This is a genomic window from Chryseobacterium vaccae (assembly GCF_009602705.1).
Lineage (GTDB): Bacteria > Bacteroidota > Bacteroidia > Flavobacteriales > Weeksellaceae > Chryseobacterium > Chryseobacterium vaccae.
The window spans coordinates 3,955,001-3,974,991 of sequence record NZ_VSWH01000001.1 but is presented as its reverse complement, the minus strand read 5'-3'; the positions used below and the strand labels follow the sequence as shown (position 1 = coordinate 3,974,991).

The following is a 19,991-nucleotide window of genomic DNA, read 5'->3' as shown; positions in this document are numbered from 1 at the left end:
ATAAAAGTTTAGTTATTATTTATATAGCGTATTCAAATCATATACCAAAAATTTCAAAAACTTTGTTTTTCATCATTTTTTTAATTGTATTTTTGTTCTTATAGAAAAGATCATGAAGAAATTAATATATACTTCCCTCTTTATTTGTGCATTCATAAGCCCTGCTGCCAAAGCACAGTACCAGCCCAAAAACCTTTCCAAAGACGATCTGAAAAAGGCCCATCACTGGGTAGACAAGACCTACAGATCACTTTCCCAGGATGAAAAGCTGGGCCAGCTGTTTATCGTAGCATTGTACACGAATAAAGGCGAAGGCTATATTGAGCAGGTAAGAAACATCGTGGTTAATGATAAGATTGGAGGTCTGATCCTGATGCAGGATGACGCTGCCAGAGAAATCAGTCTGGTGAATGAATTTCAACAGAAATCCAAAGTTCCGATGATGATCGGAATGGACGCTGAATGGGGATTGTTCCAGAGGATCGCTACAGCTCATAAATTTCCATGGGCTATGACTCTTGGTGCTATTCAGGATAAGAGCCTTATTTACCAGATGTCTGCCAAAATTGCTGACGACTGTCACAGAATGGGGATCAACTGGGACTTTGCGCCGGTTGTTGACGTTAATACCAACCCAGGCAACCCGATCATCGGAAACAGAAGCTTCGGATCGGAAGTAGATAATGTCATCAGCTCTGCCCTATCCTATTCCAACGGTCTTCAGGATAATACCATCCTCGCTGCCATCAAGCATTTTCCGGGACATGGTGATACCAGTACAGATTCTCACCTTGATCTGCCTGTTGTTTCCCATAACTTAGACAGACTGAACACTGTTGAGCTGGCTCCTTTTAAAGCTTTAATGGATAAAGGAATCGGAGGAGTGATGGTAGCCCATTTATATGTTCCGAGCTTAGAATCCGGAAAAGGCATTCCTGCTTCGGTTTCTAAAAATATTATTACAGGATTACTGAAAGATAAATTAGGCTATAAAGGTTTAATTATCACTGATGCATTAAATATGGGTGCTGTAGCCAATAAATATAAACCGGGTGAACTTGATGCTTTAGCGTTTAAGGCAGGAAATGATATCATGCTATTCTCCCAAGGAGTTTCCGAAGGAAAAAAATTAATCCAGAAAGCTATTGATAATCGTGAAATTTCACAATCCAGAGTAGAAGAAAGTGTAAAGAAAATTTTATTGACGAAATATTTTCTCGGCCTTGACAAATACACACCAAAAAACCCGGAAAATATCAACAGCGACCTGAACAATGACTCTCATAAAACCCTTGTTCAGAATCTTTATGCCAATGCTCTGACTTTATTAAAAGACGACAAGAAATTACTTCCTGTTACAGGAAAGCAGGTCTATTACGTTCCATTGGAAGAAGCTCCGTATCAAACATTCGCTAATCAGCTTGGGTCTAATGTTATGATCAAAAAAGCCAGTGAAATCAATACTATTCCTGCAGGATCAATGGTAATCGTTGGTTTCCATAAAGATAATTCAACGGCTTATAAACCTTATAAGATTTCAGCAGAATCAAAGAAAATACTAGCTGACCTTACCAAAAAACAAAACGTTATTTTAAATGTGTTCGGAAGTGCTTACGCGCTGAAAGACATTGATATTTCAAATGTGTCTACTGTTCTTGTATCTTACGAAAACAATGACGATTCAATGACAGCTGCAGCCAATGCTCTGAATGGAAAGACAAAAATCTGGGGCAGACTGCCTGTTCTGGTTAACGACCAGCTTAAAGCAGGTATGGGTATAGACCTTAATGCCGGCGTGAACACAACCGTTTCATCAACATCAAAACAACAATAATCTAATGAAAATAGGCATACTTTGCTATCCAACCTACGGAGGAAGCGGAATTGTAGCAACAGAACTCGGAATGTCTCTTGCTAATAAAGGCTATGAAGTACATTTCATCAGCTCAGCGCTTCCCGCAAGATTAGACATCACCAATCCCAATATTTTCTTTCACAGGGTAAATGTTCAGACTTATCCGCTTTTCCAGTATCAGCCTTATGATATTGCTTTAAGTTCGATGATCTATCGTGTCGTGAATCTTTATAAGCTGGATCTGCTTCACGCTCATTATGCTATTCCTTATGCATATGCAGCATTCACCGCCAAACAGATGCTGAAAGAAGACAATAATGACATACCTTTGGTAACCACCCTTCACGGAACAGATATTACGCTGGTGGGACAACATCCAAGCTACAAACATGCTGTGGAGTTTTCCATTAATCAGTCAGATGCTATCACTTCTGTTTCTGAAAGTCTGAAAAAAGATACCCTTCAGTTTTTCAATATCAAAAAAGAGATTCAGGTTATTACCAATTTTATTGATAATTCTGAATTTGATGACTGTTCGGAATGCCAGCGAACACAATTTGCCAATCCTGACGAAAAAATCCTGATTCACGTTTCCAATTTACGTCCGGTAAAACGCGTGGAAGAAGTGCTTCAGATCTTCAAGAATGTAGAGAAAAAGGTAAAATCAAAACTGATCATCATTGGTGAAGGTCCGGATATGGAAAAGGTTAATCAGTTTCTGGAGGAAAATCCTGATCTTATTTCCAAGATCCGTCTTTTAGGAAAAGTAAATGACCTGTATAAAATTTTACAGCTTTCCGATGTATTTCTTCTTCCTTCAGAACAGGAAAGTTTTGGTTTGGCTGCTTTGGAAGCCATGGCTGCTTATACTCCGGTCATCAGTTCCAATGCGGGCGGAATTCCTGAGGTAAACATTCAGGGAGAAACCGGATTCCTTGCTGAGATCGGAAATGTGGAAGCCATGAGCAATTATACGATCAAGCTCCTGAGCAATGATGAGCTTTTAACCCAGATGAAGCAGAATGCCAAAGACCAGGCGATCAAGTTTGATCTGAAAAACATTCTTCCGATCTATGAGGAAATGTACAGAACAACCATAGAAAATTTCAAGAAAGAAACCGTTGCAGGAATCAACTGACAATACGGTAAACAAGCATAAAATAGTGAATATCTCCTGTGAAAACGGGAGATATTTTTTTATAGCACAGCCCACAGATAATTTGTATAATTTTTATCTAAAACCTAAAGTATAATGAAAGAATAAATTAAAAAATAAGATCTGAAAAACATTCTTTCTCTTAATAAAGAAATGTATAGAACAACTGCTGAAAATTTCAAAAAGCGGTTACGAAATATCTGTTATTTAGAGTATTTTTATGCTAGCACTGATGACAGAAAAACTCCTTCAATATCTTTGGAATTATAAAATTTTCCAACATTTTGACTTCAGAGACACTGAGGGGAACCCTGTTGAAATCATCCATTACGGGAAATGGAATACGAATGCTGGTCCTGATTTCTTAGACGCCCAGATTAAAACAAAAGGGCTTCTGATTGCCGGAAATATAGAGCTACACATAAGAACCTCGGACTGGATCTTTCACAATCACTCCACAGATCCTAATTACCAGAATATTATTCTTCATGTGGTATTCCTGAACGATGCAGAAATTGATGACCTCAGCCGGCGAAATGTTCCCACTCTGGAATTGAAAGATCATATTGATGAAAATGTTCTCTGGAAATATGAAAAGCTGGTAAGTGGTAAGACTTTCATTCCCTGTGAAAATATTTTCAATCCTGCTAAAATTCCGATTGCTTTTCATGAAGAGAATATCCTGAAAAAACTGGATGAAAAATCTCTGGAACTGGAAAAGAGTCTGGATCTTCATAAAAACAATTTTGAGGCGGTACTTTTTCACAGTCTAGCCTACTCTTTCGGTTTAAAAGTAAATGCTCATATCTTCAGACAGATTGCAGAAAGCATTGATTTTAGTATCATCAATAAAATCCGGCAGAATGAAATACAGCTTGAATCCTTGTTTTTCGGAGTTTCAGGATGGCTTGATCAACCTATGGACGGGCAAATGATGCTCTGGAAACGGGAATTTGAATTTATTAAGAAGAAGTTCAATATTACTGATCTGAAATTTCATCCTAAATTTTTACGCCTGCGTCCTCCTAATTTCCCTACTATCCGTCTCTCTCAGCTGGCCGATCTTTATTACCAACACCAGAATTTATTTTCAAAACTCATCAGGGCGGAAAGTACGGAAGAATTGTATCATGTATTCTCACCCATCAAAGCATCGGAATACTGGGATTGTCATTTTAATTTCGGAACAATCTCAAAGGTTCAGCCCAAAATTTTGAGCAGAGATTTTATTGAACTGGTTATCCTGAATACAGTTTTACCTTTAAAATATACCTACCATAAATACCATAAAGAAGAAATTGCAGGTGAAGTCCTTGACTTTTACCGGAATATAACCACTGAAAAAAATACGATAACCTCCGGATGGAAAAAAATAGGTCTGAACTGTAAAAATGCTTTGGAAAGCCAGAGCCTGATTTATCATTACAAAAACTCGTGTACCGAAAAAAATTGCTTAAATTGCAGTATTGGATTTAAACTTTTAAAAGAATCTTCAAATGTTTGATAATATCCGCCATAAGATGGAAAGAGAATGGTTCGGTGTTCTTACGAGAACCGGGGCTAAACTGGGAATTCCTGTATCCAAGCTAAGGATATTCTTTATCTATTCAACTTTTGCCACTGCCGGCTTCTTCTTTCTGATCTATCTTGGATTGGCTTTCACGCTTTGGATCAAAGATATTTTTATTACCAGAAGACCCAGTGTTTTTGATTTATAATTATGGAATTTTTACCAATTACTACCGCTGAAGACTATAGAGTTCAGGAAATCTACTCTTCTTATACCTCAACTTTTCCTGAAGACGAGCGAAGAGACTGGAATCAATTTACTGCTCTTTTTTCCAATCCTCATGTAAAAGTAATCTCTGTACTGCACAATTCACAGACGATAGGATACCTGATCATCTGGGAACTGAGTTCTTATGTTTTTGTAGAACATTTTGAGGTTTTTGAGACCTTCAGAAGCCAAAAGCTAGGATCACACATTACAGGATACCTGTTTAAAACTTATCCCCGAATTGTTCTGGAAATAGAGCCGGATCATTTGGGAGAAGATGCTAAAAGACGCTATGCTTTTTATCAGAAAAACGGATTCACCCTGATTGATGAAATGTATGTACAGCCCAGTTATGGTGAAGGCAAAAAGCCATTAGATCTGTGGCTGCTTGCGAACTATGCCCCTGAACACCTGAAGGAGATCAAAGAAGAAATTTATGATGTAGTATATCATTAAAATATAATTTCCACTCAATGAAGGCTTCCCTTTTTTGCATTATTTTTTAGGTCAACTTTAAAATGGCAAAACAGGGAAGTTTATTTTTTATTCATCACTTCTCTTTAAATATTTATTATTCTCCAGGATAAAGATTCTCTACTCTAAAATTATCCCTTTCTTTTTTTCTTTTAACCTAATACTTAAAGTTATGGCCTCTGCTATAAATTCAAAAGTATAAAAAATGATGGTAAGGATTTTTTAACTACCTTTAATAATCTATAAAACAAAATGTTATGATTAAAATTATCACCCTTTTGATGAGCATATTATTGGCAAATACTGTTCTGTATTCACAAAATACTACTCAGAAAAAAATTGTTATTAAATTGGTCGATGAAATTAACGAGGCTATTCCATCGTATAAGGTTATTTTAACATCAAAACCTATTAAGCTCAGGAAATATAATAAAATGAATAATCAGAATAAAATTCCGGCTTCAATACTAATAGATTCAATATTAACTGATTACAGAGGGGTAGCTACTGCTATTGTAAAAGCCAATTATTCCAGAAGGAAAATATATTTAAACTTTGTAAATTCTTATTATATAGACCAATCGACAACTCTTCATCTTTCAAAATTACCAACCGATACCCTGTTAATCAGCCTAAAACCTGCAGGGCAAACCTTACAAAGTGAAAAAATCTCAGAAAGAAGTGTACAGATTAACACCACGACCAACAATTCCGGACTTTTATTAAACACCGCTGCTGTTAAGCTCTCCAATGAAAAATTTGAGATATTGGGACAAAATAAGTCAGATAAAACAATATTTATAAATTCCATCCGGTCGGCTGCAAGCGATTGTATTGTGGATAGTTATCCAAAAGTATTACAAGCCGGGGAGGCTTTTAAAATTGGTGTAATTGCTTCTTCTGCAAAAATTCCAAAAAATGCAAGCCGTATATTTAAGTTGTATACCTCCAATAATGACAAACAAGATAACTTCACCATTATTTGTGAATGGATAAATTAATTATAAAAATTGATGATATGTGGATCATTAAAATATAAAAACGCCGAAGAATATTCTCCGGCGTTTTATCTTTATGTCTTTTAAAACTCTTTGAGGATTATGATATTTTTAGTTCTAATTCACCTGATATTCAAGTTTTATGGTAATACTGGCTTCTTTTTCTTTGGAAGAAGTATTGAATGTTCCACCGTAGGAATAATCTTCATTGGAATTGGGTGCAGTAATCTGAATCACTCCCATCGTTGCTTTTTTAAGGCTGCCCAGGCTGCTTCCTGAGTTTTCTGCAATTTTTTCTGCTCTTTCCTTAGCATCTTTTGTAGCACTTGCAATCATTTCCTGCTTTACTGTAGCCAGCTTGGTATAGAAATAGGAAGGTGAAGAAGACGTAAATTCGATACCGCGGTTGATGATCTCGGTAATGTTTCTGGAAAGGTTTTCAATATTTGCCACATCTTTGCTTTCAATAGAGACTTTCTGTGTTAGATTATAGCCTGAAAACTCTCCCTGTACATAGTTTCCGTTGGAATCGTTATAGCTTCTGAACTGTTTTTGAATATCTACAGAAGAAAAGACAATCTCATTTTCTTTCACTCCTTTTGAGGTCAGATAATCATGGATCACCTTCCGGTCCAATGCCAGCTCATCATAAGCTGATTTTAAATCTATGTTATTTTTAGAAAAACTTCCGGACCAGGTAATAAGATCAGATACGAACTGTTTCGTTCCAAGTCCTGTCACAGCTATTGTATTTTCGGATTTATTTCTGTTCTTGACAGCATTGCCTAAAAAGGCAAGTCCAATAACGAAGCCTAATGCCGCTATTGCTACTGCGATACTATTTTTGTTCATAAAATATTGATTTGATGCATATTTAAGTTACATCTACATCAATTTCCATTCCCTTTTTAAGAATTTTTAACATTATTCCTGGTTTTTACGCTGCTGCAGACGTTCAACATAAACAGGAATCAGATCTTCCATTTTCAGTAAAACACCGGATATATTTTTGGATCTTACGTAACTACGAACCAGAGGTTGTTGGGCAAATGAAAATTCTATAAATTCAGAAACCTTATCTGCAGGAATTCCTACCTCCGTAAAATAACTTTTATCTACTCTATCTGTTACCCAGGTAATATCCGTCTGAAGATCATCATATCTGTACTTCCTTTTCTGCCTCCTTGCCTTACCGCTGATCAGGTCAAAAGCTCCCTGTACATCCAGCGATCCTAAAAGTATCGGCAGTAAAACCTTCTTAACCTCAGCAGGCCTTTCCCTCATTTTTCCTACAGGCTGAGGAAGCCCTACCGCCTGTCTCACTCTTTCACCTTTATCTTCTCTGGCAGCTAATCTGGAATCTACAGCAAGATCTCCTGTTGGTTTTCTCACCACTTTTACTTCTCCAACGTCTTTTGGTATCGGAATAAGGGTAATCATAAACTCTGAATTAATACCGTTTGTAAGCACTCTTTTTGAGCCCCTGTTGAAGCCTTCTTTTACAAACCTCAACTCGTCATTGGGGAAAGCTTCAATAGCAAAAATACCTGCTGTATTAGAGTATGTTTTTTGATCGGTAGACATATTGATGACAATCACAGAGCTGATAGTCTCGCCATCATTATCTGTGATACGGCCCGTAACAGTCTGTTGGGAAAAGAAGGTATTGAACAGGAAAATAAAGAAAAGAAAAATTTTCCTTCCTTTAAAAAATTCAATATTTCTGTCTATATAATCCAATTCTTTTTATTTCAAATGTAATAAACTCAGAGCTGTTATTGGTTATCCAGTTTGTTCAATTTGCTGTATTCAGCAAAAGCAACCTGCAGCTCCATGATGATAACGTCTTTTTTAAAATCTTTCCTATATTTCTTCGCCATGGTCCGCGTATCATTGGCGTAAATAAGAAAATGATCTATCTGTTCATCTTCCATTCCATATTTTCTAAGAAATCCCAAATCGATGTCTGTTTTAATTCTGCTTATAAAATCCTGTGTTTCCGTAAAATTAGCCTTGGTAATTTTAGGTTTCCTTGATTTTTTGATGAAATTAGCAGCTACTTTAAGAACACTGAACACATTTACATACCCGGCTTTAAAATCGTGACCTTTAAAGTTCTGGGAAATGGAATTAACCGGCAGCGGCTCATTCAAAGGGCTTCTCATATATTCACTTAATCCTGATTTCAAAGCCCCAATCTTTCTCGATTCATTGAGATACTTGTTATCTTTTTCCAGATTTCCGGTGGGTGTATAAGTCACTTTCACTTCAGGAATCTCAATTTCTATTCTCTTAAGACTTATGGATAAAGGAGTATTGAAATCTTCCTTTGAAACCTTTTTATCAAAGCGGTAATACCCTTCTTTTACGAACCTGATCTCATCATTTTCCGAGGCATCAATGGTAAAATCACCAGAAGTACTGCTTAATACGTTCTTCTGATTAGAGATATTGATCACCAGCACCGGATTGATATTTGTACTGCTGTTATCTGTAATTCTCCCGGTTACTTTTTGCTGTGAAAAAGCAGTGGCAGAGATCAGGACCAGAGTCCCACTGAGATATTGTTTACTATAGGCTTTCATTAGGTTATCTTTTCGTCTGTGGAGCTCTGTAAGATGATATTCTCATCATAACGAACCGTTTAAAACGGTTCAGATCAGTATCACTGCAGAAGCCGTATTTCAGAATTGCTTTTCTTTCAAAACCACCAGCCAGAACATAGCTGATAAAATGGTCTACCTGAGAAGGTTCTATTTTAAGATCGGCAAAATATTCTTCACCAAGAGCTGTTTTCAGGTAACTTCCCAGATCAATATCATCCCATTTATTTTTTATTTTCCCAATGGAGAATCCACCTCCATTAGGCTGTACAAATTCACCGGGTTTTGCAGCAAGTATCCTTGGATCTGATTTCTGGGCAATATAACGGTCTATATCTTTTATCAGCTTCTCTACTTTTTTGGGTCTGTTAAGATTTTTGGAATCAATCTTCAAATCTCCGGTAACACCCTTTTTTACTTCAACTTCAGCAATCTGTATGGTTTCCCTTTCCAGGCTTATATTGAGGGGAGCTTCAATGTTTTCCTTAGTTACTTTCTTTACAAGGCGCACATATCCAAGCTTTACAAACCTTAATTCATCCCCGCCTCTTCCGGAAACCATAAAGTGACCATCCCTGTTGGTGAGAACGGTTTCATCTGTTCTTATATTGATAACCGTCACGTCCGGCATTTCGGAACCATCTTCAGAAGTTACCTTTCCGAAGATATAATTCTGGGCATGAGAATAAATGGAAAAAAGAGTGAATAAAATAAAGAATAGTTTGAGTTTCACTGGCAGTTTTTTATGCAACAAATCTAAAATTATTTTCAAAGCAAACTACAAGTTTAACCACAGTTAACGTGTTTTAGGATTTCTTTTTGAATTTTGCCTGTAAAAGTGTTAAAGAGCCCATTATAATTGTTAAAATTTCACTTAAATTTTAGCTAACTTGCAGATTCAATTCTAAATTCAGCAATGCATAATTCTTATACGGTCATCAATGCTTCAGCGGGCTCGGGAAAAACATATGCCCTTGTTCAGAGACTTCTGATGATTTGTCTCCGTTATCCTAATCAGCAGCAGTCGATCAGGAATATACTGGCACTTACGTTTACCAACAAAGCTGCCAACGAGATGAAAGAAAGAATCTTGTCATGGCTGGGAAATTTCACTGCGGATAATTTTGCAGACAATGCAGATCTTAAAAATATCCAACTGGCATTTGAAGCAGAAGGATTGAAAATTACCCTCGATGAGCTTCATATCCGTTCAAAGAAACTCTTGGATTATGTACTTCATAATTATTCAACCCTGAACATCGGAACGATTGACCGTTTTAATTCCAGGCTGGTAAGGAGTTTTTCTTATGAGCTGGGATTAGCCAAAAACTTCAATCTGGAAATCGAAGCGGAACCATTCCTGATTGAGGCCGTTGATAAAATGCTGGATCAGATCGGGGAAAATGATGCGATTTCGAACTCCTTCATGGATTATGTGGATTACAGTCTTGAAAACAACGAAAGGATCAACCTCAATAAAAACCTTTACGATTCGGCCAAAGAATTCGTAAAAGATATCCATTACGAGCATCTGAAAAGCAATAAAGATTTTGATGATACGAATTATGAGAATATCAAAAATACGCTTCGGAAAGAGATTGTTCAGAATAAAAAAAAATCGGCAGAACTAGCTGAAGAATCAGTGAAATTATTCCGTTCCAGAAATATAGAGATTGAAGATTTTGCGCAGGGTAAAAACGGAATCGGAGGATTTTTCACGAAAGTTATTGACTTTTATCAGCAGAAAAGACCTGGTTTTCCTTTTCCAACGACCCAGGAAGAATCCGTTGTCAATAATTACAGAAAAGGGGCTTCCTCTAAATCAAAGAATAAGGAACCTGAAATTTTTGAGATTCTCGATCAGCTTCTTGCTAACAGGATGCAGCTGATCCTTTTGTATATTGAAACCCAAAAGAAAGAAAAAATCCTATCGGCCCTACTGCCTTTGAAGGTTAATAAGGATATTCAGGATGAACTGAGAAAGATTGAAGAGGAGAATGATCTGGTACTGTTATCAAAATTCAATATTCTGATCAACGAAAATCTCAGAAATGAGCCGTCTGCTTTTATTTATGAAAAGGTAGGTTCCCAGTTTCAGCATTATTTCTTTGATGAATTTCAGGATACCTCGGAACTTCAATGGCAGAATTTTGTTCCGCTGCGTGACCACAGTGTTTCTACAGAATATACTTCTTTTACACTGGTGGGCGATCCCAAGCAGAGTATTTACAGGTTCCGTGGCGGGGAGAGCAAGCTGATGCTGGATATTATCAATAAAAAGGAATTTGCTCCGAGACAGGCTGATCTTCTGGTACTGAAAGACAACTGGAGAAGTGCTAAAAATATTGTTCAGTTCAACAACGAACTTTATCGGTATCATTCTGAGGGGCTGGAAGAGGAACATCAGAATATTTTCGGAACAGATGCTGAGCAAAACCCGAAATCGAAGATTGACGGTCGTGTAAAGGTAAATCTCATTGAAAATCTCACCAATGAAGATTTTTACAACGACACGTCTGAAAGAATGCGGAAAGATATTCAGGAAAGCCTTGACAACGGATTTAAGTTTTCTGATATCACGATCTTATGCCGTGGAAATTTTGATATTTTCAGCTATTCACAGAAACTGGGAAATCTGAAAGTAAATTACCTTGGTGAGGAAACCAACATCAAGACGATTTCGGATAAAGGGCTTACTCTGGAACTTTCCAATACCCTGAAAGCGGTTATTGAATTCCTGAGGTGGGAGATTAATCCCAAAAACAGAACTAATCTGATCATGCTGATGTATTATCTGAATACTTTAGGCAGGATTCATATGGCAGATTTCACTCTGGAAATGAAAGAGATCCTGGAGATTGAAAAACATGAGGACATTCTTCAGTTCATTCAGATAAAATATACTTTAAAGCTAAAGCAGGATCATTTCCCAAGATTCAATCTGTATAATTTTGTGGAATATTATATCAACGAATTTTCTGTTGAAAATAAAGAAACCGATTTTCTCCTGAACTTTCTGGAAATGCTTTTCAATTTCACCCAGAATGCCGGAGCCAGCACCAAAGAATTTTTGAAATATTGGGATGAAGAAGCATCTGCCTATACCATTCAGGCATCGGAAAATATAGATGCGGTGCAGATTATGACTATCCATAAGTCTAAAGGGCTGGAATTCCCGATCGTATTTATTCCGATGATGAACAAGAACCGGGACGGCGAATTTACCAATTGGTTTGATACTCAGAATGATGATGCTCTGAAATCCGTCAATATCAATCAGTTCAGCAAAACACTGGAAGTTTACGATGAAGAAATTGAAAAATTCAACAAAAAAAACTCCTATAAAAACCTTATTGACAGACTGTGCCTTCAATATGTAGCAACCACCCGTCCTGTTGAGCAATTGTTCTTTTATCTTCAAAAAGCCAATAAAACGTCCAACAATCTTGAGTTACTTGAGTTTTTCAATGGTAAAAATACAAATCAGGCGGATGAGTTTGATCTGTATGAAACAACTCCTGAAGGTCTAAAGAAGCATTCAAAAGATAAAATATCTTCCTTTAAGACCAAAGATATTCAGCATCTGAAAAATGTGAATGAAAAGAGTACTTCTATTAAAATCGCTACTCCATCCAAAAACTATCAGGTTCGAAATGAAAAGGTAAGAATAGGGCTTTTTGTACATGAGCTGCTTTCAAAAATCAATACGAAAAAAGATACCGCCAAAGTATTGGAACGGTATGTGATGGAAGGACAGATCACCGTGGAAGAAAAGAACGAGATAGAGGAAACGCTACTCCATATCATTGAAAAGTATGCTGAATTCTTTGATGAAAGCTGGCAGGTGATCAATGAAAAGGATATTATGATCTCTGAAAATGGTGAAAGTCATCTATTCAGGCCCGACCGTATTTTAAAAAATGATAAAGGATATATTATCGTGGATTTCAAAACCGGAGAGCCAACAGAAAAAGATCAGCTACAGATTGAAGGATACCGGAATATTCTGGAAAAGCTGGGAAGAAAAGTTTTGAAAATACAACTGATCTATCTATAAATTTTTTATATTAGCCATAATCGTAGAAGTACTACATCAAATCGTAGAAGTACTACAAAATCTGAAAGTTATGTGAAAAAATTTCCAGAATAATACAAAGTAATATACATTTGTAGTACAATCACTGATGCAAATATTATTAACCATTAAAAATTTATTATCATGGCAGCAAACTCAAGAGGAATTTTAAAATTCAATGGTGGGGAAGGTCAGAAATTATTAAAGCTGAACTACAGCGTATCTAGATCTACAGACGTTTCAGGACGTGTAGCGTCAGATCCCTCTAATGCACTTATTAAAATTACAGTAGAAGCAACGGAAAAATCAGACATTCTGGAAAGCTTACTCAACGGAAAGTATAAGCCTACAACAGGAGAAATTACATTCAATAAATCTCACGAAGAAGGTACTCTTATTACTTTAAGCTGGGAAAACGGCTATGTAGTCCAGCATCAGGTAGAATTTGATGCAGTGGATGAAAACAGTATGCTGATCAGCTTTATCGTAAGTGCAGAAACTATCGATTACGGTAACTCTAAGTACTTCGGTTTCTGGCCGTCTTAATTCCTGCTTATTACCATATATAAAGATCATCTTCATTAAAGATGGTCTTTTTTTATTTTAAAAACTTCAGTAATTCTTCATCTTATTTTCACTTCTAATCCGGATAACATTCTTATTTTTAAGGGATAAACATGAAAGCTCTATACCATGAAAATTTACCTTATTTCTTTTCTTATAAGTATTGCCATACTGATTATTACAATGGTGGCAGTTTATGAGACAGCAGACTATATCTGGCCACCTATAACAACAGATGGCCACCGATATATGCCTACGGGAAATGTTTTTATTGCTTTGGTATATGGTTTTCTCTCGGCCATTCTCTCCTTCTTCATTTCTGTCAGAATACTGAGGCGAAGGCAGAAAAGATAAAGGATAAATGGATTAGGGTTAAGGAAATTGGTTGGAAGCTGGAAGTTACTTTTAGTTATATGTATTGACAGTCACTATAAAATTTTAATATTATAAGAAAAGTAAAAAACAAATAAATAATTATTCTTAATGACCTTCATAACTTCCCTCTTCCCCCTCCCAGCTTCAAACCTATATTAAAATCAGAAATTCTTATTACAGACTGATGTTAAGTACAGGCTCTTAATTAGAGTTTTATTAACTTTTTAAAACAAAATTTAATAAAACTTTATGTCTGATTTTTTTAAATAAATTATTTTTTGACTTTGTTTTGCGGTACAAAAAATAAGCCATGAAGACACATTATTACAGAGCAACCTTTACTCTCCTCATCTTTCTTATATCTTTCAATGTCCAGGCACAGAAAAAAAGTTTGATGGAGGAAGAGAAAACTTATCTAAAAAAATTCATTTATCCTTTAAAATCTGTTGAACCGGGGTATCCTGAAACTTCTGATCTGAATGTATTTGATAAATTAATCGGAGATTCTAAAATTGTTGCGTTGGGAGAAGTTTCCCATGGTTCCAGCGAGATTTATAAAATGAAAGACCGACTGGTAAGATACCTGGTTCCTAATAAAAATTTCAGTATATTTTCTCTTGAGGCGTCCATGCCTGAATCCTACATGATGAACGAATATACGATGAGTGGAAAAGGGGATCCTAAAGCTTTTCTGGATGAAATGGGATTCTGGACGTGGCAGACTGAGGAAATGCTATCAATCATCAACTGGATTAAAAAATACAATGAGACCAGTTCTCATCAAGTACAATTCACAGGATTTGATATGTTGTTTACTAACGGTGCTACAGAAGAAATAAAGAAAATCTGCACAGCCAACAATTTTTCACAAAATGATGCCGCCCAGATTTCTGAAATATTTGCACAAAGTAATGGTAAATCTAAAAAAACGGATATTACCGGCAGTCAAAAAGAAACTCTGAACACTCTTCTTGAAAATCTCAAAGTATCTTCCCAGAAAATAAAAGATGAGAAAGAAAGGAACTGGTTTCTTCAGAATCTCCGCATCATTGAACAGAATATAGATAAATCAGCGATGAAAAGAGATCTTTATATGGCCCAGAATATTGAATGGATCATCTCTCAAAATCCTGATTTCAGAATGATTATTTCAGCTCATAACGGTCATATCAACAGCTACAAAGGAAAGATGGGAGAATATTTAAAACGTGATTTAAAAAATGATTATGTCACTTTCGGGTTTGCATTTTACAGCGGAAATTATACTGCTTTTGACCGAAAGTCCAAAACAACTGGTCCTTTTCCTGCACAAACAGCCTATGAAGGTACAGCAGAATATCTGTTGAACTCCCTAGACATTCCTATCTTCATTCTGGACCTTAAAAGCCTTAAAAAAGAAAATAATGAGGCTGCAAGATGGATAACCAGGGATGAAATAAAATTCAGAAGAGCCGGTTCCACGGTAGTTCCGGAAGAGTTTCAGAAAACCAATATTGCCGCTGATTTCGATTATCTGATCTTCATTAAGGAATCTACCCATTCCAGACTTTTAATAAAATAAAATAGCCCCGCCGTTCTCTGAACGGCGGGGCTATTTCTTTAGCTTATTATGGATATTAAGCGGTAGTATTAGGAGTAAAAACTCTCTGAGCCAGCTCCTGATCGAAAAGATATAATGCAGAAGGGTTGTCACATACCATCTTGATCTTCGTCACATACTGCGAAGCGCTTGCTTCTTCTTCTACCTGCTCATTAATGAACCACTGCATGAAAGATGTTGTTGCAAAATCTCCTTCATCATTAGCGTTCTTTACAATATTGAAAATGCTCTTTGTTACTTTTTTCTCATGCTCCAATGCTTTCTCGAAAATATCTGTTGCATTTTCAAACTGATGCGGTGGTTTTGCAATTTCTCCGATAATGATTTCTCCGCCTACATCATTCAGGTAATCAAACATTTTATCTGCGTGCATCAACTCTTCTTTGCTTTGAACTCTGAAATAGTTGGCAATTCCGTCAAGGTCCTGTCCTGAAAACCAGGCAGACATTGAAAGATAGTATTGTGCAGCATATTGTTCGTGAGCAATCTGCTCGTTAATTAATTTTGCAATTTTTTCGCTGATCATAAGTATAAATTTATAGTCAAAAATAGGGAATAAAAGCCCGAAATCAAAAGCTTTAATGAAAATTAATACAAAAAGGACGGGAAAAATCCCATCCTTCACACATTAAAAAATCAAAATTATGAACGTTTATTTTGCATCAGGAACAGCCGTGTTCATCGGCTTTTTCATCATTTTTCTTTCCTTCATTGCTACCCTTCTTTCCTCCATCTTTGCTTTTCTGTCCGCCTGCCATTTATCATATTGCTCAGGGGTCAGGATCTTTTTCATATCGGCATCCATTTGAGCTCTTTTCGCTTTCATTTCTTCCATTTTAGCCATTCTTTCATCTTTGTTCTTTTCAAAATTGGCTTTCATTTCAGCTTTTCTTTGTTCGTGAAGGGCTTTAATCTGAGCTACCTGAGATGGGTTCAGGTTAAGATCTTTCTGCATCTGTGCCATACGTTCCTGTTCTTTCTGCTGCATTTTCTGCTTCATCTCTACAGCTCTTGCCTGTCTGTCCTGAGGAGTAGTCTGTTGTGCCATTGCCAAACCACTTATTCCGATCATTGCTATTGCTAAAACTAATTTTTTCATCTTAAAAAATATTTAATTAATTGTTATACATCTTTTTGATTATAAGTTAAAACAGAAGTTAAATGAACATATTCATAAAAATTGTTAAATTTTATTATCAAAATAATAATTAAATAAAAAAAAGGACAGATCCTAAAACCTGCCCTTCACACCACTTAAATATAATATATGAAAATTAATTATTTGCTAATCTGCTTCGGAAACCTCCGGAACTGTTGTTATTGTTCTGCGGTCTTGGAGAGGAGCTTTCAGATCTGAAACCATTATTATTTCCTCTGAATCCTCCGTTACTGTTTTCTCTTCTCGGAGCATCTCTTTTTATTTCACTGTTTCCTCTGAAACCTCCATTATTTCCAAATCCACCTCTGGTTCCGTTATTGTTATCAGATTCTCTTCTGAATCCACCATTACTTCTTCCCCCGTTATTGTCGTTTCGGAATCCTCCGGAATTATTGGATCTGTCTCTGTTATCTGCCTGATTACGGAAACCGCCACTATTGCTGCCGTCTCTTACCGGTCCTCTGAATCCGTTGTTCGGTCTGTCACTTCCTCTGAATCCATTAAAACTAGGATTATCCATTCTGCTGAATCTTGACCGGTCAACACGATAAATATTGATATTCACATTTCTGTATCTCGGCATTACTGCATATCTCGGAGCATAGTATGTTCTTCTGTAATTCTGGAAATAAACGATTGGGCTTCCTCCGTGATAATAATTATTCTGGAATACCACGAATACTCTTGGTCCTAAAATTCTTTCCAGCGCATAGAATCTGTCGTAATACCATCTGTCCGGATTATATCGGTAAAAGTTATCCCAAGCTGAAAAACTTGCATACAGATTATTCAGCCGCAAAATCTGATCAATCTGCCAACGGTTCAGCCCGTTTTGTCTGAAGAAAACATTCCAGTTGATATTGACAACACTGTTTCGGTAGTCGCTATAATAGTTCTGGTAATACTCGCTTGGATAATAATCCTGAGGATAATTGTAGTAATAATCATCAGGGAAATAATTTCGGTCATCTTCATCAGAATAATAACCGTTCCCATTTTGATAATATCCGTCGTCTCCCCATCCGTTATTTGGATATTGCTGGGCGGAAGACAAAGCTGCCAGTCCCAAAGCAAATCCCAAAAATATTTTTTTCATCCCGATAGTCGTTAATTGGTTAGTATATAGCAGAATATCTCTATTCTACTTCTTTGATGTAAATAAAAAAAAGAAGTTAAATCCTAAGATAAAACTTCTTTCAATTTATTATTAAATGACTGATAATCAATTGTTAATTTTACATTCTACCACTATCTTTTATCCAATGTTTTATCTTTTCATTGAAGTTTGTGCTGGCTTTGAGATCTTTCAGTTTCAGATGCATCCTGTAACGCCAGTAATGTGGAAATACGGCAGGGTCGTTAATTCTTTCGTTATCTATATTTTTGTTTGTCAGCTCCGGATCTGTTGCCATAAATTCCTGAATTGGGAAAATAGCCAGCATCGCCTCATTGTAAAGATGTTGCTTTATGATGATTTCCGCCAGATGTGCCTCCATTTCTTCAGGGGCTTTTCCATACTGAATCAGCTGTTGATTAAAGTATTTCTGTGTCAAAGCAGGATCTTCCTTCCACCATTGCCGTAAAGTAGAGCTGTCATGGGAAGAAGCAGTTACCACGTTCATATAATCTGCATTTTTAGGATTATAAAACGGAATATTTTCAGAAGGCATGCGTTGCACTTTCAGGGCGATAATAGCCAGTTCATCCATGACAACAGGTACACAGGAAGGTACCATTCCAAGGTCTTCTCCACAGATCAGCATCTTGGTTGCATTCAGGATAACCGGAAGTTTTTCCATGGCTTTCTCATACCAAAGATGGTCCTGTCTTCTGAAGAAATAGTCGTGATACAAGTCATAAATTGCTTTCTGATCCCATTCAGGCAGGTATTGGTAAGACTCTGTGTTATAAACATTAAATCTCGGGTGATAAACCGTTTCTCCGTTTCTCTCTTCAGTAAGAAACAATACATTCGCACATAGTGAAATAAGCTTATCTTCTATTGAGCTTCCAGGATTCTTTTTAAAAAAATCGGATATTTTTCTTTGAGTATCAAATTCTTCTTTAAATGAATAGGTTCCGTCACTATTATGGTTAATATATTTTAATGCTTCAGTGGTATTTTCACCAAAGTAATCCCACAGGATCTTGTCATTGATAAATGGTTTACAGTATCGGTTAAAATCAAATGAGATATTCCATGCCTTAAATTCTTCTGTAACGATAGGAACTGCCGGATAAAAATATCCCAAAATTCCTTGCACAGCGGAGATCGGCATTCTCCATATTCTGAAAAAGCCCAAGATATGATCAATTCTCATCGCATCAAAATATTGTTCCAATGCTTTGAAACGATTTTTCCACCATCTGTAATCATCGGCCTTCATAGCTTCCCAGTTATACGTTGGGAATTCCCAGTTCTGTCCTAATTCTGTAAATTGATCTGGTGGTGCTCCTGCCTGGAAATCCATTCCAAACAATTCCGGTTCTGTCCATGCTTCTACAGAATACCTGTAAATACCGATTGGAAGATCGCCTTTTAACGAAATCCCCAATTTATGGGTATAATCCACAGCATCTTTCAACTGCAAATGAAGCTGATACTGTACCCATGCATGAAGCATTGAAGCATCATAATCTTTGCTCTTGCTGGTGAAAAACGGAGCTATTTTCCCTGCAATATATTTTTTATGGGTTTTCCATTCGTTGAAATTCGGAGTTTTATATTTATCCCGAAGCACACAGAAAGCGGCGTAAGGAAGAAGCCAATGATCATTATCTTTTATAAACTTCTTAAAATTCCGGTCTTTATAAATCTTATCTTTTTCTGCGTTAAAAACCGCTTTTAGATATTTCCATTTGCCTTCAATCATTTTCTCATAATCAATCAGATCAAGGGCATTTAAAGCTTCTTTTTCAGACTGATACTCTAAAACTAAAGATTCCGGTAAAGGGAAATCAAGGCTTTCCAATGAAATATACTGCGGATGAAGTGCATACACAGAAACAGCTGCATAAGGATAAGAATCCGTCCAGGAATAATTAGCTGTAGTATCATTGATTGGCAGAATCTGGATAATTCCCAGATTGGTTTCCTTTGTCCAGTCTGCCAGCTCTTTAATATCAGAAAATTCCCCTACTCCAAAACCATTTTCGCTTCTCAGAGAAAACACAGGAACGGCTACTCCCGCATCATGATACATCTGATATCCTTTAAATCTGAAATAATGATTGGAAACTATCTGAAGAACATCTTCCAAAGGATTAGCCAGCGTAAACCTGTTTTCTCCTGTTTCTACATCAATTACTTTTCCTTCTTTAACATCATAAATACAGTATTTGAATTGAATAAATT

General features: G+C 36.5%; 17 protein-coding genes (1 of these 17 cut by a window edge). 9 read left to right on the top strand and 8 right to left on the bottom strand.

What is annotated here, in order from left to right:
• The first annotated feature begins 112 nt into the window (after window positions 1–112).
• From FW768_RS18100 to FW768_RS18075, 6 genes are all read left to right on the top strand, one after another.
• The gene (locus FW768_RS18100; RefSeq protein ID WP_153397785.1) at window positions 113–1,834 is read left to right on the top strand and encodes a glycoside hydrolase family 3 protein; all 1,722 of its coding nucleotides are present in this window, start codon (window positions 113–115) and stop codon (window positions 1,832–1,834) included.
• Window positions 1,835–1,838: 4 nt separating this feature from the next.
• Window positions 1,839–2,993, top strand: coding sequence for an N-acetyl-alpha-D-glucosaminyl L-malate synthase BshA (bshA, locus tag FW768_RS18095; RefSeq protein WP_153397783.1), 1,155 nt, complete (start codon window positions 1,839–1,841; stop codon window positions 2,991–2,993).
• Window positions 2,994–3,243: 250 nt separating this feature from the next.
• Window positions 3,244–4,515 (top strand): DUF2851 family protein, encoded by a 1,272-nt coding sequence (locus FW768_RS18090; RefSeq protein WP_153397781.1) that lies wholly within the window; start codon window positions 3,244–3,246, stop codon window positions 4,513–4,515.
• Window positions 4,508–4,729 carry a PspC family transcriptional regulator gene (locus FW768_RS18085; RefSeq protein ID WP_034725857.1) on the top strand — a complete coding sequence of 74 codons (222 nt, stop codon included), beginning with the start codon at window positions 4,508–4,510 and terminating at the stop codon, window positions 4,727–4,729. The genes FW768_RS18090 and FW768_RS18085 overlap by 8 nt, the downstream gene beginning before the upstream one ends.
• 2 nt (window positions 4,730–4,731) lie before the next feature.
• On the top strand, window positions 4,732–5,244 hold the full coding sequence (locus tag FW768_RS18080) for a GNAT family N-acetyltransferase (RefSeq protein ID WP_153397779.1): 513 nt from the start codon (window positions 4,732–4,734) through the stop codon (window positions 5,242–5,244).
• Between the two features lie 275 nt (window positions 5,245–5,519).
• Window positions 5,520–6,263 carry a hypothetical protein gene (locus tag FW768_RS18075; RefSeq protein ID WP_153397777.1) on the top strand — a complete coding sequence of 248 codons (744 nt, stop codon included), beginning with the start codon at window positions 5,520–5,522 and terminating at the stop codon, window positions 6,261–6,263.
• A gap of 114 nt (window positions 6,264–6,377) precedes the next feature.
• On the opposite strand, the gene FW768_RS18070 is transcribed toward FW768_RS18075, so the two are convergent.
• The 4 genes from FW768_RS18070 to FW768_RS18055 all read right to left on the bottom strand — a co-directional run bounded on the left by FW768_RS18070 (window position 6,378) and on the right by FW768_RS18055 (window position 9,596).
• Window positions 6,378–7,112 (bottom strand): SIMPL domain-containing protein, encoded by a 735-nt coding sequence (locus tag FW768_RS18070; protein WP_153397775.1) that lies wholly within the window; start codon window positions 7,110–7,112, stop codon window positions 6,378–6,380.
• Between the two features lie 72 nt (window positions 7,113–7,184).
• Window positions 7,185–8,000, bottom strand: coding sequence for a carboxypeptidase-like regulatory domain-containing protein (locus tag FW768_RS18065; protein WP_231128723.1), 816 nt, complete (start codon window positions 7,998–8,000; stop codon window positions 7,185–7,187).
• A gap of 35 nt (window positions 8,001–8,035) precedes the next feature.
• On the bottom strand, window positions 8,036–8,845 hold the full coding sequence (locus tag FW768_RS18060; RefSeq protein WP_153397773.1) for a hypothetical protein: 810 nt from the start codon (window positions 8,843–8,845) through the stop codon (window positions 8,036–8,038).
• 4 nt (window positions 8,846–8,849) lie between these two features.
• Window positions 8,850–9,596, bottom strand: a complete 747-nt coding sequence (locus FW768_RS18055) for a carboxypeptidase-like regulatory domain-containing protein (RefSeq protein WP_153397771.1) — start codon at window positions 9,594–9,596, stop codon at window positions 8,850–8,852.
• Window positions 9,597–9,764: 168 nt separating this feature from the next.
• Between FW768_RS18055 and FW768_RS18050 the strand changes: the two genes are divergently transcribed.
• The 3 genes from FW768_RS18050 (at window position 9,765) to FW768_RS18040 (ending at window position 15,438) form a co-directional block, all read left to right on the top strand.
• On the top strand, window positions 9,765–12,920 hold the full coding sequence (locus FW768_RS18050; protein WP_394349982.1) for a UvrD-helicase domain-containing protein: 3,156 nt from the start codon (window positions 9,765–9,767) through the stop codon (window positions 12,918–12,920).
• Between the two features lie 162 nt (window positions 12,921–13,082).
• A complete protein-coding gene (tssD, locus tag FW768_RS18045) occupies window positions 13,083–13,484 on the top strand; it encodes a type VI secretion system tube protein TssD (RefSeq protein ID WP_185152003.1) in 402 nt (133 codons plus the stop codon).
• A gap of 703 nt (window positions 13,485–14,187) precedes the next feature.
• Entirely contained in the window at window positions 14,188–15,438 is a 1,251-nt protein-coding gene (locus tag FW768_RS18040; protein WP_153397766.1) for an erythromycin esterase family protein, read from the top strand.
• Window positions 15,439–15,493: 55 nt separating this feature from the next.
• Here the strand turns inward: FW768_RS18040 and FW768_RS18035 are convergent, their stop codons facing one another.
• The 4 genes from FW768_RS18035 to FW768_RS18020 form a co-directional block, all read right to left on the bottom strand.
• Window positions 15,494–16,003: a ferritin gene (locus FW768_RS18035; protein ID WP_153397764.1), complete on the bottom strand. Its 510-nt coding sequence runs from the start codon at window positions 16,001–16,003 to the stop codon at window positions 15,494–15,496.
• 126 nt (window positions 16,004–16,129) lie between these two features.
• The gene (locus FW768_RS18030) at window positions 16,130–16,576 is read right to left on the bottom strand and encodes a hypothetical protein (RefSeq protein ID WP_153397762.1); all 447 of its coding nucleotides are present in this window, start codon (window positions 16,574–16,576) and stop codon (window positions 16,130–16,132) included.
• A gap of 175 nt (window positions 16,577–16,751) precedes the next feature.
• Window positions 16,752–17,732, bottom strand: coding sequence for a hypothetical protein (locus FW768_RS18025; RefSeq protein WP_153397760.1), 981 nt, complete (start codon window positions 17,730–17,732; stop codon window positions 16,752–16,754).
• 139 nt (window positions 17,733–17,871) lie between these two features.
• A protein-coding gene (locus tag FW768_RS18020; protein WP_153397758.1) for a 4-alpha-glucanotransferase crosses the window boundary here: on the bottom strand, window positions 17,872–19,991 show its 3' portion. Its footprint extends 535 nt past the window's final position; 2,120 of the gene's 2,655 nt are visible here — the last part of the coding sequence; the start codon falls outside the window, past its right edge; the stop codon is at window positions 17,872–17,874.

What these genes read in the sequence shown, in the direction of transcription:
- FW768_RS18075 (WP_153397777.1), top strand. Translation starts at nt 5,520, where the DNA reads ATGATTAAAATTATCACCCTTTTGATGAGCATATTATTGGCAAATACT.
- FW768_RS18100 (WP_153397785.1), top strand. Translation starts at nt 113, where the DNA reads ATGAAGAAATTAATATATACTTCCCTCTTTATTTGTGCATTCATAAGC.
- FW768_RS18040 (WP_153397766.1), top strand. Translation starts at nt 14,188, where the DNA reads ATGAAGACACATTATTACAGAGCAACCTTTACTCTCCTCATCTTTCTT.
- FW768_RS18060 (WP_153397773.1), bottom strand. Translation starts at nt 8,845, where the DNA reads ATGAAAGCCTATAGTAAACAATATCTCAGTGGGACTCTGGTCCTGATC.
- FW768_RS18090 (WP_153397781.1), top strand. Translation starts at nt 3,244, where the DNA reads ATGACAGAAAAACTCCTTCAATATCTTTGGAATTATAAAATTTTCCAA.
- FW768_RS18035 (WP_153397764.1), bottom strand. Translation starts at nt 16,003, where the DNA reads ATGATCAGCGAAAAAATTGCAAAATTAATTAACGAGCAGATTGCTCAC.
- FW768_RS18025 (WP_153397760.1), bottom strand. Translation starts at nt 17,732, where the DNA reads ATGAAAAAAATATTTTTGGGATTTGCTTTGGGACTGGCAGCTTTGTCT.
- bshA (WP_153397783.1), top strand. Translation starts at nt 1,839, where the DNA reads ATGAAAATAGGCATACTTTGCTATCCAACCTACGGAGGAAGCGGAATT.
- FW768_RS18070 (WP_153397775.1), bottom strand. Translation starts at nt 7,112, where the DNA reads ATGAACAAAAATAGTATCGCAGTAGCAATAGCGGCATTAGGCTTCGTT.
- FW768_RS18080 (WP_153397779.1), top strand. Translation starts at nt 4,732, where the DNA reads ATGGAATTTTTACCAATTACTACCGCTGAAGACTATAGAGTTCAGGAA.
- FW768_RS18085 (WP_034725857.1), top strand. Translation starts at nt 4,508, where the DNA reads ATGTTTGATAATATCCGCCATAAGATGGAAAGAGAATGGTTCGGTGTT.
- FW768_RS18030 (WP_153397762.1), bottom strand. Translation starts at nt 16,576, where the DNA reads ATGAAAAAATTAGTTTTAGCAATAGCAATGATCGGAATAAGTGGTTTG.
- tssD (WP_185152003.1), top strand. Translation starts at nt 13,083, where the DNA reads ATGGCAGCAAACTCAAGAGGAATTTTAAAATTCAATGGTGGGGAAGGT.